The organism is Herbaspirillum aquaticum (assembly GCF_002213425.1).
GTDB lineage: Bacteria > Pseudomonadota > Gammaproteobacteria > Burkholderiales > Burkholderiaceae_D > Herbaspirillum > Herbaspirillum aquaticum.
Genome location: NZ_NJGV01000017.1, coordinates 24987 through 41729, shown reverse-complemented (window position 1 = coordinate 41729; position 16743 = coordinate 24987). Strand labels below are relative to the sequence as shown.

At 64.0% G+C, this 16743-nt stretch carries 12 protein-coding genes; 6 read left to right on the top strand and 6 right to left on the bottom strand.

Annotated features, from left to right (window positions below; all coding sequences use genetic code 11):
- Positions 1–24: 24 nt before the first annotated feature.
- From CEJ45_RS16265 to CEJ45_RS16255, 3 genes are all read left to right on the top strand, one after another.
- On the top strand, positions 25–765 hold the full coding sequence (locus CEJ45_RS16265) for a response regulator (protein ID WP_167386308.1): 741 nt from the start codon (positions 25–27) through the stop codon (positions 763–765).
- A 23-nt stretch (positions 766–788) separates the two neighbouring features.
- Positions 789–1877, top strand: coding sequence for an ATP-binding protein (locus CEJ45_RS16260; protein ID WP_088756107.1), 1089 nt, complete (start codon positions 789–791; stop codon positions 1875–1877).
- A gap of 126 nt (positions 1878–2003) precedes the next feature.
- Positions 2004–3155, top strand: coding sequence for a branched-chain amino acid ABC transporter substrate-binding protein (locus tag CEJ45_RS16255; protein ID WP_241517360.1), 1152 nt, complete (start codon positions 2004–2006; stop codon positions 3153–3155).
- Between the two features lie 21 nt (positions 3156–3176).
- Here the strand turns inward: CEJ45_RS16255 and CEJ45_RS16250 are convergent, their stop codons facing one another.
- From CEJ45_RS16250 to CEJ45_RS16235, 4 genes are all read right to left on the bottom strand, one after another.
- Positions 3177–3575, bottom strand: a complete 399-nt coding sequence (locus CEJ45_RS16250) for a hypothetical protein (protein WP_088756105.1) — start codon at positions 3573–3575, stop codon at positions 3177–3179.
- Between the two features lie 79 nt (positions 3576–3654).
- Positions 3655–4128, bottom strand: coding sequence for a hypothetical protein (locus CEJ45_RS16245; RefSeq protein ID WP_088756104.1), 474 nt, complete (start codon positions 4126–4128; stop codon positions 3655–3657).
- Positions 4129–4369: 241 nt separating this feature from the next.
- Positions 4370–4897 carry a single-stranded DNA-binding protein gene (gene ssb, locus CEJ45_RS16240; RefSeq protein ID WP_088756103.1) on the bottom strand — a complete coding sequence of 176 codons (528 nt, stop codon included), beginning with the start codon at positions 4895–4897 and terminating at the stop codon, positions 4370–4372.
- Positions 4898–4915: 18 nt separating this feature from the next.
- Positions 4916–6112 (bottom strand): MFS transporter, encoded by a 1197-nt coding sequence (locus CEJ45_RS16235; protein WP_420913305.1) that lies wholly within the window; start codon positions 6110–6112, stop codon positions 4916–4918.
- 573 nt (positions 6113–6685) lie between these two features.
- Between CEJ45_RS16235 and CEJ45_RS16230 the strand changes: the two genes are divergently transcribed.
- The 3 genes from CEJ45_RS16230 to CEJ45_RS16220 all read left to right on the top strand — a co-directional run bounded on the left by CEJ45_RS16230 (position 6686) and on the right by CEJ45_RS16220 (position 12565).
- Positions 6686–8440: an ArnT family glycosyltransferase gene (locus CEJ45_RS16230; RefSeq protein ID WP_088756101.1), complete on the top strand. Its 1755-nt coding sequence runs from the start codon at positions 6686–6688 to the stop codon at positions 8438–8440.
- Between the two features lie 326 nt (positions 8441–8766).
- Positions 8767–11634: an excinuclease ABC subunit UvrA gene (gene uvrA / locus CEJ45_RS16225; RefSeq protein ID WP_088756100.1), complete on the top strand. Its 2868-nt coding sequence runs from the start codon at positions 8767–8769 to the stop codon at positions 11632–11634.
- 163 nt (positions 11635–11797) lie between these two features.
- Positions 11798–12565: a phytanoyl-CoA dioxygenase family protein gene (locus CEJ45_RS16220; RefSeq protein ID WP_088756099.1), complete on the top strand. Its 768-nt coding sequence runs from the start codon at positions 11798–11800 to the stop codon at positions 12563–12565.
- A 128-nt stretch (positions 12566–12693) separates the two neighbouring features.
- On the opposite strand, the gene CEJ45_RS16215 is transcribed toward CEJ45_RS16220, so the two are convergent.
- Both CEJ45_RS16215 and CEJ45_RS16210 read right to left on the bottom strand, forming a co-directional pair.
- Entirely contained in the window at positions 12694–14325 is a 1632-nt protein-coding gene (locus tag CEJ45_RS16215; protein ID WP_088756098.1) for a methyl-accepting chemotaxis protein, read from the bottom strand.
- A gap of 250 nt (positions 14326–14575) precedes the next feature.
- Positions 14576–16567, bottom strand: coding sequence for a monovalent cation:proton antiporter family protein (locus tag CEJ45_RS16210; protein ID WP_088756097.1), 1992 nt, complete (start codon positions 16565–16567; stop codon positions 14576–14578).
- Between the last annotated feature and the right edge of the window lie 176 nt (positions 16568–16743).

The window sequence follows — 16743 nt, the reverse complement described above, 5'->3', positions numbered from 1 at the left end:
GGAGTTTTGATGGAGAAGGCAAGAATGGCGGCAACCCAAGTGAAAGCCAGCGAGGCCGCACCGGCCACGGGCGCGCTGATCCTCATCGCCGAGGACGCCCCCGAGATCGCCGAGATCCTGGCCGCCTACCTGGCCCGCAGCGGCATGCGCAGCGTGCACGCGGCCGATGGCGCGCGGGCACTGGAGCTGCATCTCTCGCTCAAGCCGGACCTGGTGCTGCTCGATATCCAGATGCCGCAGGTCAATGGCTGGCAGGTGCTGGCGCAGATCCGCCAGCGCGACAACACGCCGGTCATCCTGCTCACCGCGCTGGACCAGGACGTGGACAAGCTCACGGGGCTGCGCATCGGTGCCGATGACTACGTGGTCAAACCGTTCAACCCGGCCGAAGTGGTCGCGCGCGTGGAAGCGGTACTGCGCCGCAGCCTGCCGCGCGAGGAGCGCGAGGACCGCCGCATCCTGCGCGTGCCGCCCTTGGTGATCGATTTCGAACAGCATGAGGCGGTTGCTGAGATCGATGGCGTGAGCCACACCCTGGTGCTGACCCTGACCGAATTCAAGCTGCTGGCGCAATTGGCGCGCTCACCGCGACGGGTGTTCAGCCGTGCCGAACTGCTGGCCACTTGCCTGCCCGAGGGCGACACCCTGGAACGTACCGTCGACAGCCACGTCAGCAAGCTGCGCAAGAAGCTGGAAGACCTCGGACTGGCCGGTATCCCGGTGAGCATCCGCGGGGTCGGCTACCGCTTCCAGCAGGGCGGCTGAGTGCGCCAACCCGGTATCTCCCAATGAAACCCGGCATCGATCTCCTGACCCTCTGGCGCGGCAAGGGACTGGCGCGCCAGATCATCAGCTCCGTCGCCATCCTGGCGCTGACCATCATGCTGATGGTGCTGCTGGGGTCCTACGCGTTTTATTCGACCCTCTTCATCTTCCTGCCCACGGCACTCTCCGCGCCGGACAGCTGGCTGCCCTCGCCCGCCGAATGGGGCTGGATCGTGGTGACCACGCTCATCGGCGTGGCCATCGCGGTGTGGGTCGCGATCCGGCTATCACGGCGCATCCTCACGCCCTTGAATTCGGTGGCCACCAGCCTGCGCCGCGTGGCGCAGGGCGACCTGGCCGCGCGCGCGGCGGCAGAGCGGCAGCCGCTGGATGAGGCCTCGCAACTCATCAGCGACTTCAATGCCATGGCTGAACGGCTGGAGCGGGTGCAGCAGGAACGCGTCTTCTGGAACGCCGCGATTGCCCACGAGCTGCGCACACCGGTGACCATCTTGCGCGGACGTTTGCAGGGCCTGGCCGATGGCGTGTTCCAGCCCGATCCGGCGCTCTTTGCCAGCCTGCTGGTGCAAGTGGAGGGATTGGGCCGCTTGATCGAGGACTTGCGCATCGTGGGACTGGCCGAGAGCGGCCACTTGCGCATCCAGTTGCAGCAGACCGATCTGCGCAAGGAGGTCATGACGGTACTCAAGGCCTGCGAATCGGCGCTGCAGGAAAAAGGCTTTACGGTGACCCTGGCACTGGCCGCGCAGGTCTCGGTGTGCGATCCGATCCGCATCCGCCAGGCCTTGCTGGCCCTGCTGGAAAACGCCCTGCAACACGCCACGCCCGGCCCCTTGCGCATCGCGACCATGCAGCGCGACGGCCAGCAGTGCCTGCGGGTGGAAGACAGCGGGCCCGGCCTGGCGGCGGCCGATGCGCAGCGCATCTTCGAGGCGTTCCAGCGCGGCCCGCATACCGGAGAGACGGCGGCCAAGGGCAGCGGGCTGGGATTGGCCGTGGTGCGGGCCATTGCCAGTGCGCATCATGGCACGGTCCAATGCCAGCCCTCGGGAATGGGCGGCAGCTGTTTCGAGTTGCGCTGGCCCGGTTGAAGCCGGATGTGCTATTTTCTTCATACTAGTGCTTGTTCCCATTCAATCTGCGAGTGCGATTGAATGGGAACAGGCCCTGGGGCCACATACAACATGACAAGGCCGGCAAGGCCAAAGGGGGGCAGGATGCGGCGACTCGATACAGCGATGGCGCTGGCCATCGCGTTCTTGCTGAACTTTCATACCTTATCGCACGCGGAAGAAACGCGGACCGTCACGCTGGGCCTGAGCGCCTGGATCACGCAGCCGATCGTGCAGAGTGCCTGGCATGGGGCCGAGCTGGCGGTGGAGGATGCCAACACCCTGGCCGCCAGGAAGAAATCTTCATGGCGTTTCCGCTTGCTGGCCCAGGATGACCAGGGGACGGCCAATTTCGGCGTCAATGTCGCCCGTTACTTCATCAAGGAAAAAGTCACTGGCGTGCTCGGCCCCTGGAGCAGTGATGCCGCCATGGCCACGGCCGAGCTGTACGAGGTGGCACGCATCCCGCAGATCAGCTTTACGGCCGGTACCAGCCAGTGGACCAGCCAGGGCAACCGCATGCCGTTCCGCGTCGTGGGTGGCACCACCGAAGTGGGAGCCACGATGGCCGAGGTGGTGACCAATACCTTGAAGGGCAAGCGCGTTTTCGTGGTCCACAATGATTCGGCCTACAGCAATGCCCTCACAGATGAACTGACCTCGCGCCTGGTCAACCGGCCCGGGCTGACGGCCACGCGCTACCTGGTCGGCCGGCGCAGCACCGACTTCAATGCCACGATCAAGGCAGCCAGCCAGTATCAGGCTGACGTGCTGGTGTTTCTGGCGCTGTTTCCCCAGGCGGCGGCCTTTGTGGAGGAAGTCCGACGCTCAGGACTGGACGCCAAAGTCTTGCTGGTTGGCGGAGCCAGCAGCCTGTCCTTCGGCCAGGCCGAGATGCCGCAGGCCTACGTGCTGGAATACGAACTGGCGCGTGAGCAGTGTCCTCGCTGGAAGGCCTTCACCCAAGCCTATGTGCGGCGCTACGACGCCCCGCCCAGTCCCTACTCCTACTACGCCTATGACGCGGCCAGCGTACTGATCGCCGCCATCCTGCAAAGCGACTCGACCGACGGCGAAAAGATTGCGGCCAGCTTGCGCCAGATACGCCATGCGGGGCTGAGCGGGCCGATCAGTTTTGCGGCCGGCGGCGCCAATGCGGCGCCGCGCTTCCGGCTGTATCAGTACCAGAACAAGGGGCAATGGCGGCCGGCGGGGGTGTTTCCACCAGGGGCGGGACAGAACGAGAAATGCCTGTGAAGCAGAGCAGCCTGATCGGGCTCACCTCAGCCACAGTGCGCGGACAGCCTTGGGCAAACCGTATTCCATGTACGCTTTGACGCGGGCATTGCGCGCCTCCGTCTTGGCATCGCCGCGGCAGCGATCAATGGCTTCGCCAAAGCTGATGTCGGGCACCCTGATCTTCTCCGCCCTGGCCATCTCCACGAAACGCCTTACCAGTGGCTGAGGCAGACTGCGCTCCTTGAGCTCGTCCTGGGTCAGGCTGATCTGCTGCTCCCAGAGCAATTGCAGATCTTCCTCGAAATCGGGCCACAAGAGCTGGCACGTCGCTGCCAGGCGCAACAGATCTGCACCTTCCCGAACCACCTGTTGCAAGGCCTTTTCATCGGGCACGGCGGCCACGGCCGGCAAGGCTTGCGCACCGGCCATCAGCAGCAAGGCGGCAGTCCAGGATGCGCGATATCGTCGCATGGTACTTTCTCCTGATTCGTCATCATTGTTCACTGGCGCGCGCATGTCAGCGCGGGCCCTTTCCCGTGGCTTGACGCAGGGCCGCGAGCAGGTCGGGAAAGATCAGCTTGTTGAAGTCCGCGAGCAACTTGCCGTTGTTGTTGCAATGCCCGATGACGTCGCGAAGACGGGCTTTCCTGTCTGGCTGCAAGCGCGCTTCATCGGCGGCCTCAATGAGGCGTTTCTTCGTGTTCTGGCTGAGCTGCAGCTCGGAAAGAAACTGCGCAGCCTCATCCAGCTGATCACTCCAGGCGTACGAGATGCTCGCGTCCATGCCTTCGGTCAGATAGGTGCAAGTGACCAAGGTGCGGTATTGGTCACGTACCCCCTCAAATACCTTGACGACCTTGGCTTCGTTCACGGATGCAGCCTGGGCCTTGACCGGGGTGATCGCAGCACAGGCAAGCAGCAAGCTGATGCGCGGCAGCAGGAAAACGCGGCTGGTGCGCGCCCTGCGTGGCGGGGCGGGTTGATCTTTCAATGAGGTCTACCGTTGTCGGATGAGGGTGGATAGGGATGGTGCAGCTGACCGAGCTCCTGCGTGGAGGACGGGCGTTGCCCTCTATGATCTCAGCCGATGCGAAAAGTTTGTTCATTTTCGCTGTGGGCCTCGTCATCGCCGTCGTCGGCCAGCGTGAACAGATATCGCGAGCAACAAAAAACCCTCGCTTCTTGACGAAGCGAGGGTTGGATGACTTGGGATGCGAGCGTACGGCGTTGGCTCAGAAGGGGATATCGTCGTCCATGTCCGAGAAGTTCGGTGCCGGACGCTGGGCCGGCTGCTGGCGCGGGGTGCCGCCACCTGCTGCGCCACCACCGGCGCTCTGGCGCGGGGCACCGCCGCCGTAGCTGCCGCCACCGCCGCCGCCACCGTAGCCGCCTTCATCCATGCCGCCGCCACCGCCGCCGGCGCCTTGGCGGCCGCCCAGCATCTGCATGGTGTCAGCGATGATTTCGGTGGTGTAGCGCTCCACACCTTCCTTGTCCTGCCACTTGCGGGTCTGCAGGCGACCTTCGACGTAGATCTGCGAACCTTTCTTCAGGTACTGGCCGGCGATTTCAGCGAGCTTGCGGTAGAAGGTGATGCGGTGCCATTCGGTGAGCTCCTTCTTTTCGCCGGTGTTCTTGTCCTTCCAGCTTTCGGTCGTGGCGACGGCGATGTTGGTGACGGCTTCGCCGTTGGGCATGTAGCGGGTTTCCGGATCGCGCCCGAGATTGCCGACGATGATGACTTTGTTGACCGATGCCATTGTTTCTCCTGAATACGTTTAGGCTGTTGCACCCGCCGCCTGCGCAGCGCGGCGCGGCAGGTTTTTCATGTTAGCCGCGATTATAAGCCAGGTCAGCGTGAGGGCGGCTGAGAGAAGGAATACGGCGGAATTCCCCACATTTTGTTTGAGCCAGCCCCCGAAGGCGCCGCCACAGGACAATCCCAGCGCCTGCAAGGTGTTGTAGACGCCCAGCGCCGCGCCCTTGGCGGCCGGCGGCGCAATGCGCGACACCAGCGAAGGCTGGGCCGCCTCCAGGATGTTGAAGGCGACGAAAAACAGGAACAGCAGCGCCACCAGCATCCACACCTGCGCCAGCGGATGCGAGAGCACCGCCCAGAAGCCCAGTTGCACCAGCAGCATGAGCCCGATGGCCCCGAGGAAGACCGGCTTCATGCGGCCATATTTCTCTGCCACGAAGATCGGCGGCAGCATCAGCACGAAGGACGCCAGAACCACCGGCAGGTAGATCTTCCAGTGCTCGCCCAGCGGGATGCCGGCCAGTTGCACCAGGGCCGCCGGCACCACCATGAACATGGCGACCTGGGTCAGGTGCAGCGTGAACACGCCAAAGTTGAGCCGCAGCAATTCAGCATGGCGCAACACCTCGGAGAGCGACACCCGGCGCGCCTGCACCATCGGTGCGGCCGGCACCACCCACACCACCACCGCGATGGCGATCAGCGACAGGATGCCCGTCAGGCCGAAGATGCCGCCCATGCCGATGGACTTGTAGAGCAGCGGCGAAGCCACCATCGAGACCGCAAAGGTCACCCCGATGGAGGCGCCGACCATGGCCATGGCCTTGGTGCGGTGTTCTTCCCGGGTGGAATCGGCGATGAAGGCCGTGATGGCCGCCGAAATCGCGCCCGAGCCCTGCAGTGCGCGTCCGATCAGCAGCCACAGCACGCTCTGGGCGCCGGCTGCCACGAAGGAACCCAGCGCAAACAACAGCAGCCCGATGACGATGATGCGCTTGCGTCCGTAGCGGTCGGAAGCGATGCCGTAGGGAATCTGGCCGCAGGCCTGCGCCAGGCCGTAGATGCCCAGGGCGATGCCGACCAGGGTGTCGCTGTCGCCGCCGGGCAGGCTGTGCGCATGGACTGCGAACACCGGCAAGACCAGGAACAGGCCCAGCATGCGCAGGGAAAAAATGGAGGCAAGGGAAACGCTGGCGCGCACCTCGGCGCGCGACATGCCGGATTTTTCAGGCTGTGCGGTGGAACGGGTGTTGTGGGACATACGGTTCGTGGCTGGCGTTGGCGGCTGCCCGGCCTCGCGGGAAACCCGGCCGGGGCAAAAGACGTATGGTAACAGGATAGTCCGGCCGACCGGCAGCGCCGGTCCACCCCGCACGGTCCCATCCTGCGGGATTGACGCACTTCCCTGTCCTGCGTCAACTTCCTTGCGCTGCTGGCCCGCCGCCGGCGTAGCGAGAATGACGCGATTCTTTACAACATTCCTGACAAACCTGTCATTTTGCACACACATTGTGCCAAAATATTGCATTGCTCATTTTTTCTGCAGTGCTCATAACAGCCGCCCAGCTTCCGTCCAAGGAAGAATTCCGTGAGGCAATAATTTCGCCAAGAAAAAGAAGGCAATCACGCGTCAGGGGGGAGAAGACCAGGACGCAGAGGATGGCGAAGAAGCCGGCCAGCACTGATCACGGTGCCAGCCGTTGACGCACGTGCATTCCCTGTCTTCCCGGTTTTCAGTTTTTTGTTTGTTGCGCGAGCAGCATGGATTGCTCGCATCCGGTTATTCACCATGTACTTATTCGATTCGCTCTCTGAAGGCAAGACGAGCACCCTCATTCCTGCGCACTCGCCAGCGACCCCGGGCAAGCGCGCGCTCTCGCCGCGCCTGGCCTGGCTGTTGCTGGTCCTGGTGGGGGCGGCATGGCTGCTGCCCGGCATCTTCGGCCACGGACCGTGGAAGCAGGACGAAACGTATTCCTTCGGCATGATCCATCACATGCTGGTGTCGGGCCAATACCTGGTGCCAACCAATGCCGGCCAACCCTTCATGGAAAAGCCGCCGCTGTACTACTGGACGGCGGTGATCACGGCCAAGCTGTTGCACCCGCTCTTGCCCTATCACGACGGGGCGCGCCTGGCCTCCGTGTTCTACAACCTGGTGACGCTGGTCTTCGTAGCCCGCATCGCCAAGATCATGTGGCAGCAGCACAGCCTCATGAGCCTGCCGGTACTGGCTACCCTGGCGCTGTTTGCCGGATCGCCGGGCATGGTCAAGCACGCCCACGACATGTTCACCGACGTGGCCCTGGTGGCCGGCGGCGCCATGGCGACCTACGGCCTGCTGCTCATCGCCTTGAATGAGGAACGCAATACGCCCTCCTGGAAGGCCGCCTTCTGGTTCGGGCTGGGGGTCGGCATCACGCTCATGAGCAAGGGACTTTTCGTACCGCTGACCTTCGCCGCCACCGCCCTGGCCGTCGGCATCCTGGTCCCGGCCTGCCGGCGGCGCTCCTACTGGAAGATGGTCGGCGCAGCCGTGCTGGTTTCGCTGCCCTTTTTCGTGATCTGGCCAGCGCTGCTGGCCCAGCATTCGATGCCGCTGTTCATGGAGTGGTTCTGGGATAACAACGTCGGCCGCTTCTTCGGCTTCTCCGTCCAGAAACTGGGGTCGGACAACGACCATACCGTGATCCTGCGCGCACTGGCCGGTTTCGCCCTGCCCGTTTCCCTCCTGGCGCTACTGGCGCTGAGCTCCGGCGACTGGCGCCAGGCCGGTACCTCGCGCGTGGCCGTACCGCTGGCCTTCGGCGCCATCAGCCTGGCGGTGCTGCAAAGCTCGGCCACCGCGCGCCAGCTCTACCTGCTGCCGGTCCTGCTGCCGCTGGCCATGCTGGGGGCGCGCGCCCTGCCCCGCCTGCCGCAGCGGCTCCACCTGGTATGGGACTGGTTGTCGCGCCTGCTCTTCGGCACCCTGGCCGTGGGGATCTGGGCCATCTACCTCGTTTCCACCAGCCCGGCCGACCAGCACCAGGCCATCGGCTTCATGGGCAAATGGCTGCCGCTGGACTTCGTCACCCCCGTCTACCCCTTGGCCTTGCTGGCGGCCGGCGCCATGAGCGCGCTGTGGATCGTCTCGCTGGGCCTGCTCAGTCGCGCGGGCCAGTGGCGCGGCGTCTTTTCCTGGTTCGGCGGCATGACCCTGATGTGGGGCCTGGCCTTCACCTTGCTGATGCCCTGGGCCGACTACGGCAAAAGCTATGAATATGTCTACACCGACCTCAACGCCAGGATAGCGCCGCTCTGGCAGGAGGGCGACTGCATGGCCAGCCAGGCGCTGGGCGAGTCTGAGGCGCCGATGCTGTTCTACTACACCGGGATCCTGCACCAGCCCGTGGCGGGACACGCCCGCACCCATTGCCGCTGGCTGATCCAGGAGATGCCCGAAGCCACCAGGCGTCCGCACGGCCACTGGGTCCTGTTCTGGGAGGGCCGCCGCGATGGCGACCAGGGGCAATTGTTCAAGGTCTACCAGCGCGCCCCCTGAAAACGGATTGCCAATCCATCAAGAACATCCATGCCGGCCGCGGGCCGGCTTTTTCTTGCCTGGTCGCGCCGGAAACTTCACTTCGGGATACCTGTACCGTCGATTTCCTGCGGCATTTGCGCTGCACCGGCAAGCCTTTTTCCACTGTCGCGCTTTCAATTCGCGCAGGCATGCCCACATGGGTGATCTGCCGCTGCAGCCCCGCCTGCCGGCCATTCGCAGTCCTGTTATAGTTACATGTTGTCCCCATCGCTGCTCCGCACAACGCGCTAACGCTTATCGGCTGATCGCACGCGGGGGCAGGCAACCCCTAGCTGAAGGCATCCATGGAAGAAATTCGCATTCGCGGCGCACGCACGCACAATCTCAAGAATATCAACCTAGACCTCCCCCGCAACAAGCTCATCGTCATCACTGGCCTGTCCGGTTCGGGCAAGTCGTCGCTGGCCTTCGATACCTTGTATGCCGAAGGCCAGCGCCGCTATGTGGAGTCGCTGTCGGCCTACGCACGCCAGTTCCTGCAGCTGATGGAAAAGCCCGATGTCGACATGATCGAGGGCCTGTCCCCTGCCATCTCGATCGAGCAGAAGGCGACGTCGCACAACCCGCGCTCCACCGTCGGTACCGTCACCGAGATCCACGACTACCTGCGCCTGCTGTACGCCCGCGTCGGTACGCCTTATTGCCCGGACCACCCCGAGCATCCCCTGGAGGCGCAATCGGTCTCGCAGATGGTCGATGCCGTGCTGGCGCTGCCGGAAGACACCAAGCTGATGATCATGGCGCCCGTGGTAGCCAACCGCAAGGGCGAACATGCCGACCTGTTCGAGGAGATGCAGGCCCAGGGCTTCGTGCGCTTCCGCATCCAGAGCGGCACCGGTACGGCCAAGGTGTATGAAGTCGATGAGCTGCCCAAGCTGAAGAAGACCGAGAAGCACACCATCGACGTCGTCATCGACCGCGTGAAGGTCAAGGCCGAGATCAAGCAGCGCCTGGCCGAGAGCTTCGAGACCGCGCTGCGCCTGGCCGATGGCCGCGCCATTGCGCTGGAAATGGACAGCGGCAAGGAACACCTGTATTCCAACAAGTTCGCCTGCCCCATCTGCGGCTATTCGCTGCAGGAACTGGAGCCGCGCCTGTTCTCCTTCAACAACCCGATGGGCGCCTGCCCGGAATGTGATGGCCTGGGCCATATCGAATTCTTCGATCCCAAGCGCATCGTCGCCTTCCCCAACCTGTCGCTGGCCTCGGGCGCGATCAAGGGCTGGGATCGCCGCAACCAGTTCTACTTCCAGATGTTGACCAGCATCGCCGCCTACTACGGCTTCGACCTCGATGTGCCCTTCGAGCAGCTCGACGACAAGGCCCAGCAAGCGGTGCTCTACGGCTCCGGCCGCCAGACCATTCCGTTTGCCTATGTCAACGAGCGTGGCCGCACGGTGGTCAAGGAGCACACCTTCGAAGGCGTGGTCAACAACCTGCAGCGCCGCTATCGCGAAACCGATTCGATGGCGGTCAAGGAAGAGCTGGCCAAGTTCATCAACGAAAAGCAGTGTCCGTCCTGCCACGGCGCCCGCCTGCGGGTGGAAGCGCGCTATGTGAAGGTCGGCAGCGGCAAGCAGCAGCGTGCCATCTACGAGGTCGCTGCCACGCCGCTGCGCGAGACCCTGTCCTTTTTCGAGACCTTGAAGCTGACCGGCGCCAAAAAGGAAATCGCTGACCGCATCATCAAGGAAATCGTCTCGCGCCTGACCTTCCTCAACAACGTCGGCCTGGACTATCTCTCGCTGGAACGCAGCGCCGATACGCTCTCGGGCGGCGAAGCCCAGCGCATCCGCCTGGCTTCGCAGATCGGCTCGGGCCTGACCGGCGTGATGTATGTGCTGGACGAACCCTCCATCGGCCTGCACCAGCGCGACAACGACCGCCTGATCGATACCCTCAAGCACCTGCGCGACATCGGCAACACCGTGCTGGTGGTGGAACACGATGAAGACGCCATCCGCACTGCCGACTACGTGGTCGACATGGGCATTGGCGCGGGCGTGCATGGCGGCGACGTGATCGCCCATGGTTCGTTGCCGGACATCCTCAAGAACAAGAAGTCGCTGACCGCCAAGTACTTGAACGGCTCGCTGGAAATCGCCGTGCCCAAGAAGCGCACGCCCTGCGATGAATCGCGCATGCTGACCATCACCGGCGCCACCGGCAACAACCTCAAGAATGTGGACCTGGAACTGCCGGTGGGCCTGCTGACCTGCGTGACCGGCGTCTCCGGTTCGGGCAAGTCGACCCTGGTCAACGACACGCTGTACCTGTCGGCGGCGCGCCACCTGTACGGTTCGCAAACCGAACCGGCCGAGCACGAAGCCATCGGCGGACTGGAACACTTCGACAAGGTGATCGCCGTGGACCAGGCACCGATCGGCCGCACGCCGCGCTCCAACCCGGCCACCTACACGGGCCTGTTCACGCCGATCCGTGACCTGTTCGCCACCGTGCCCATGGCCAAGGAACGCGGCTACAGCGCCGGGCGCTTCTCCTTCAACGTCAAGGGCGGCCGCTGCGAGGCCTGCCAGGGCGATGGCGTCATCAAGGTGGAAATGCACTTCCTGCCGGACGTGTATGTGCCTTGCGATGTCTGCCACGGCAAGCGCTACAACCGCGAAACGCTGGAGGTACAGTACAAGGGCAAGAACATCACCGAGATCCTGGACATGACGGTGGAAGACGCGCACGAGTTCTTCAAACCCGTGCCGCTGATCGCGCGCAAGCTGCAGACCCTGCTCGATGTGGGCCTGGGCTACATCAAGCTGGGCCAGAGCGCCACCACCCTCTCGGGCGGCGAGGCGCAGCGCGTGAAGCTGTCGCTGGAATTGTCCAAGCGCGATACCGGCCGCACGCTCTACATCCTCGATGAGCCGACCACCGGCCTGCACTTCCACGATATCGACCTGCTGCTCAAGGTGATCCATCGCCTGCGCGACCAGGGCAATACGGTGACCATCATCGAGCACAACCTGGACGTCATCAAGACTGCCGACTGGATCATCGACCTCGGTCCCGAAGGCGGTGCCGGCGGTGGCCGCATAGTCGCCGCAGGCACGCCTGAGGACGTGGCCAAGAATCCTGCCAGCGTCACCGGCAAGTACCTGGGTCCGCTGCTGAAGAAGAAGTCGAAGCAAGAAAAATAAGTCCGGACTTGCGCACGCGCAAACGATACAGAATTGCTGCCCATCTGTATCTTGCGCTGCGCCGGCCATGGCATACAGTCATGCACCTGGCCGCCATCCGGCGCACAATGAAGGCTCGCCCGTCCGCCATGGACGGGCTGCCGTGCAACCCCGAAAGTCCATCATGTCGAACCCGCTGTCACCCGCCCAGGTCGCTTTCTTCCGCGAACAGGGCTATCTCCTGCTCCCGGGCATGGTCCCTGACGCCCTGCGCGAACGCCTGCTCGCCGTTACCCAAGATCACCTGCAACGCGCGGTCGCGCCCCTGGAATACGAAGCCGAGGTAGGCTATGAAGGCGCTCCCGCTTCGCTGGAAGCCGAAGGAGGCCGCACGGCGCGGCGCCTGCGTGCAGCCTGGCAGCGCGATCCGGTGTATCGCGAATGGGCCGCCGATGCGCAACTGGTGGCCATGCTGCACCAGCTGTTCGAAGAACCGGTGTGCCTCACGCTGGCCCATCACAACTGCATCATGACCAAACACCCGGCCTTCGGCACGGCCACCGGCTGGCACCGCGACATCCGCTACTGGTCCTTCCCGCGCAATGAGCTGATTTCGGTGTGGCTGGCGCTGGGCGCGGAAACGCCGGAAAACGGCGCACTCAAGTTCATCCCCGGTTCGCACAAGCTCAAGCTGCAGCCGCAACAGATGGATGAACTGGATTTCCTGCGTCCGGACGTGCCCGCCAACCAGGCCCTGTTCGAGCAGGGCATTGCGCTGTCGCTGGCGCCGGGTGATGTGGTGCTGTTCCATAGCGGCCTGTTCCATGCCGCTGGCCGTAACGATAGTGACCAGGTGAAGTGTTCGGCAGTGTTCGCCTATCACGGCAAAAGCAACCCGCCCTTGCCGGGCACGCGGTCGGCGGCGTCGGAGGATGTGGCCTTGGACAGCTGAACCGACCGTACTGGTCGATCAACTAGCGGTGTACCGGTAAGGTTCAGGGCACTGGGCCGGAACAGTCGGGCGACTGTTCCGGTGAACTGTCCGCTGCAGCAAAGCCGTAGCGGACGGGCCGGGCCGGATCAGCGCAGCAGCAGGCTGCCCTTGGCCGGCAAGGAAGGAGTGGCAGGAGCGGCCATGCTCTGAGCGGCCGGTATCCCGGCCACGCTGCCACCACCGAGTCGGAAGACGCTGACCGCTTCCGACAGGCGCGCCGCCTGTTCCTGCATGGATTGCGCAGCGGCAGCGGCCTGCTCCACCAACGCGGCGTTCTGCTGCGTGGTTTCATCCATCTGCGTGATGGCGTTGTTGACTTCCTCGATGCCCTGGCTCTGCTCCTGCCCGGCCGCGCTGATGTCGGTGACCACTTCGCTTACGCGCTGCACGCTCCTGACCACTTCATCGATGGTTTGTCCGGCCTGTGCCACCAGGGCGCTGCCGGTCCCCACGCGGGTGACCGAGTCATCGATCAGGACCTTGATCTCCTTGGCCGCTGCCGCCGAACGCTGGGCCAGCGAACGCACCTCGGAGGCCACCACCGCAAACCCGCGCCCCTGCTCCCCGGCGCGCGCCGCTTCCACGGCGGCATTCAAGGCCAGGATATTGGTCTGGAAGGCGATGCCGTCGATGACGCTGATGATGTCGACGATCTTGCTGGAGGACTGGTTGATGGAACTCATGGTGTCGACCACCTGGCGCACCACATCGCCTCCACGCACCGCCACTTCGGAGGCGGAATGCGCCAGCTCCTTGGCCTGCTGCGCGCTGTCGGCGTTGTGGCGTACGGTGGAGGTCAGCTGTTCCATGGCGGAGGCGGTTTCTTCGAGCGCCCCGGCTTGCTGTTCGGTACGCGAGGAGAGATCGAGGTTGCCATGCGCGATCTCGCTGGAGGCCGTGGCAATGGTGTCCGTGCTCAGGCGCACCTGGCCGACGATGCCCTGCAGGTTTGCATTCATCTGCTGCAGCGCCTGCATCAGCTGGCCGGTTTCATCCTGGCTGTGCACGTCGATCTGCTGGGTGAGATCGCCGGCGGCCACCGCTTGCGCCACCGTCACGGCCCGCTGCAAGGGACGCGAGATCGCCCGCACCAGCAGCACACCCATCAACAATGCCACGAACAGGCCCGCCGCCATGGCCACGCCCATGACCACCAGCAAGGTCTGGTAACGCTGCTGCGCCTGCTCATGCAGCTCACGGCCGACATTGCGCTGCAAGTCCATCAGCTGGGCCAGCGTGGCATGGGCATCCGCATAGAGCTTGAGCATGACGCCGCCATACAGCTCGATGGCGCCCTGGAAGTCACGATTGCGCAGGGCTTCGGCCGCAGGCTTGATGCCCTCGGCGACAAACTTCTGGCGCTGCGGCACGAGCTTGTCCAGCAGCGCTCGCTCCTCGCTGGTGAGCTGGGTCTCCTGGTATTGCTTGAGGACGGCATCGTTGGCCTTGATGGCTTTTTCGATGCGGTCCATGTTGGCGTCGATGTCGCCGGAGTCTCCCACGATGGACGTGGAGATGCCATTGCGCGCGGCATCGAGCGCCGCCGACATGCGTTCGAGCTGGGAGAAGGCCACCAGGCGATCTTCATAGAGCGAGCGCATCTGCGCATTGGTCGAACGCAGGCCCACCAGTCCCAAGACACCTGAGGCGACCAGCAGCAACGCCAAAAAGCCGATGACGAAAATCAGGCGAGCCCTGATGGTTAATTTGCTGAACATGTTCCTCCCGGACTTCACTTTTGTTTTCTCTACAACGGATCCATTGTGTGGACCCGTAGTCCTGATGCGTCCGGCGCGCCGATGAGGCCACGCCGCTACCGCCCGGAAACACTAGCATTTCTCGTACCAGGGGAACAGGTGCGGGATGCGCCAAGTGAAGATTTATTTTTGGAGGCCTGGGATGATGAGCAGACGTGCTGAAGTTTGCTTCACGAGCCGCTGCGCATCGGCTGCCAGCGGCACGCTCCGTCTACTTGCTGAGCAAGCGCTTTTCGGCGCGCAGGATGCTCTCTGAACTTCCGCGCAGCACCACGATGTCGCCCGTCATCAGCACCGTATCTTGGGCCGATTCCAAGCGTTGCTTGCCGCGTCGCAACATGGTGACTTCAGCGCCACACTGCGTCGGCAGGTCGATTTCTGCCAGGGTGTGGCCAACCGCACTGGCACCGCCGATGAGGGTCACCGATTGCAGGCGCACGTTCATGCCCACGCCATCGGCCTCGGCGTCCGACATGCCGTGGAAATAACCGCGCAGCGAAGCGTAGCGTTCGTCGCGCGCGTCCTGCACGCGGTGCACCACCCGCCGCAGCGGTACACCCAACATCACCAGTGCGTGCGAAGCCAGCATGAGGCTGCCTTCCAGGGCTTCCGGCACGACCTCGGTAGCGCCGGCGGCCAGCAGTTTTTCCAGGTCGGCATCATCGTGGCTGCGCACGATGACGGGCAGCTCGGGTTCCAGTTCGTGCGCGTGATGCAGGACCTTCAGGGCCGAAGGCGTGCTGGCATAGGTCACCACCAGCGCCGCCGCGCGATGGATACCGGCGGCCACCAGGCTCTCGCGCCGCGCCGCATCGCCGTAGGACACGCTGGCGCCACCGTTGCGGGCGTCCTGCACCAGCTCCGGATCCATCTCCAGGGCGTGATAGGCGATGCCCTCCTCTTCCAACAGGCGCGCCAGGCTCTGGCCGCTGCGGCCGAAGCCGGCGATGATCACGTGCTTCTGCACACCCATGGTGCGCGTGGCCAGCTGCGTCAGGGCCAGCGACTGCAGCATCCACTCATTGGCGGAAAGCTTCATGACGATGGCATCGGACTTGGCCAGGATGAAGGGCGTGGCCAGCATCGACAACACCATCGCGGCCAGGATCACCTGGATCAGCATGGGATCGACCAGTTTGAGGCCACCGGCCTGGCTCAGCAGCACGAAGCCGAATTCCCCGGCCTGCGCCAGGCCCAGGCCCACGCGCAGCGCCACACCGGTGGTGGAGCCGAACAGGCGCGCCAGTCCGGCGATGAGGGCAAACTTGAGCAATACCGGCCCGGTCAGCAGGAGCAGTACCAGGAACCAGTGATCCACCAGCGTGCGCACATTGAGCAGCATGCCGATGGTGATGAAGAACAGGCCCAGCAGCACATCGCGGAAGGACTTGATGTCTTCTTCCACCTGGTGCTTGAACTCGGTCTCGGAAATGAGCATGCCGGCGATGAAGGCGCCCAGGGCCAGCGACAGCCCGGCCTTCTCGGTGATCCAGGCTGCACCCAGGGTGATGAGCAGCAGGTTCAGCATGAACAGTTCCTGCGAACGCCGCTTGACCACGATGCGGAACCAGCCGCGCATGAGCTTGCTGCCAAAGAACAGCAGCAGGGCCAGCACCACCAGCGCCTTGCCCACCGCCCAGCCCAGCGTGACCATGATGTTGCCCGACGGGTTGGCCAGCGCCGGTACCACGATCAGCAGCGGCACCAGCGCCAGGTCCTGGAACAGCAGCACGCCGAGAATGCGGCGGCCGTGTTCGGTCTCCAGCTCCAGCCGTTCGGTGAGCAGCTTGGAGACGATGGCCGTGGACGACATGGTGAGCGCCCCGCCCAGCGCGAAGGCGGCCTGCCAGGTCACGTTGACGAACTGCGGCAGCACCATGGCCGCGCCCCAGGCCACCAGCATGGTCGTGGCAATGGTGGCGGCCACCTGCGCCACGCCCAGGCCGAAGACGATGTGGCGCATGGCCGAGAGCTTGGAGAGCGAAAACTCCAGCCCGATGGAGAACATCAGGAAGACCACGCCGAATTCGGCCAGCGCATGGGTGGTTTCGTTGTCTTCGGCGAAGGCCAGGCCGTGCGGGCCGATGATGATGCCCACCACCAGGTAGCCCAGCATGGGCGGCAACTGCATCATGCGGAAGGCGACCACGCCGAGCACTGCGGCGGCCAGAAGGAAAAGGGTCAGTTCCAGTCCGGAAAACATTGCTGTCGAGTTTCTTGTCAAAAGCCGCCGGGCTCGGCGGGGTTCGATGTGAATGAATTGGCAACGCACCAGCAAGAGGCAGTTCATGCAGCCAGCATTGAACGTGAAGGAAAACCTCGGGCAGCGCCGGGCTTGATCGCCGTAGAATTCATACCTGTGGCGCAACAACAGCAGAG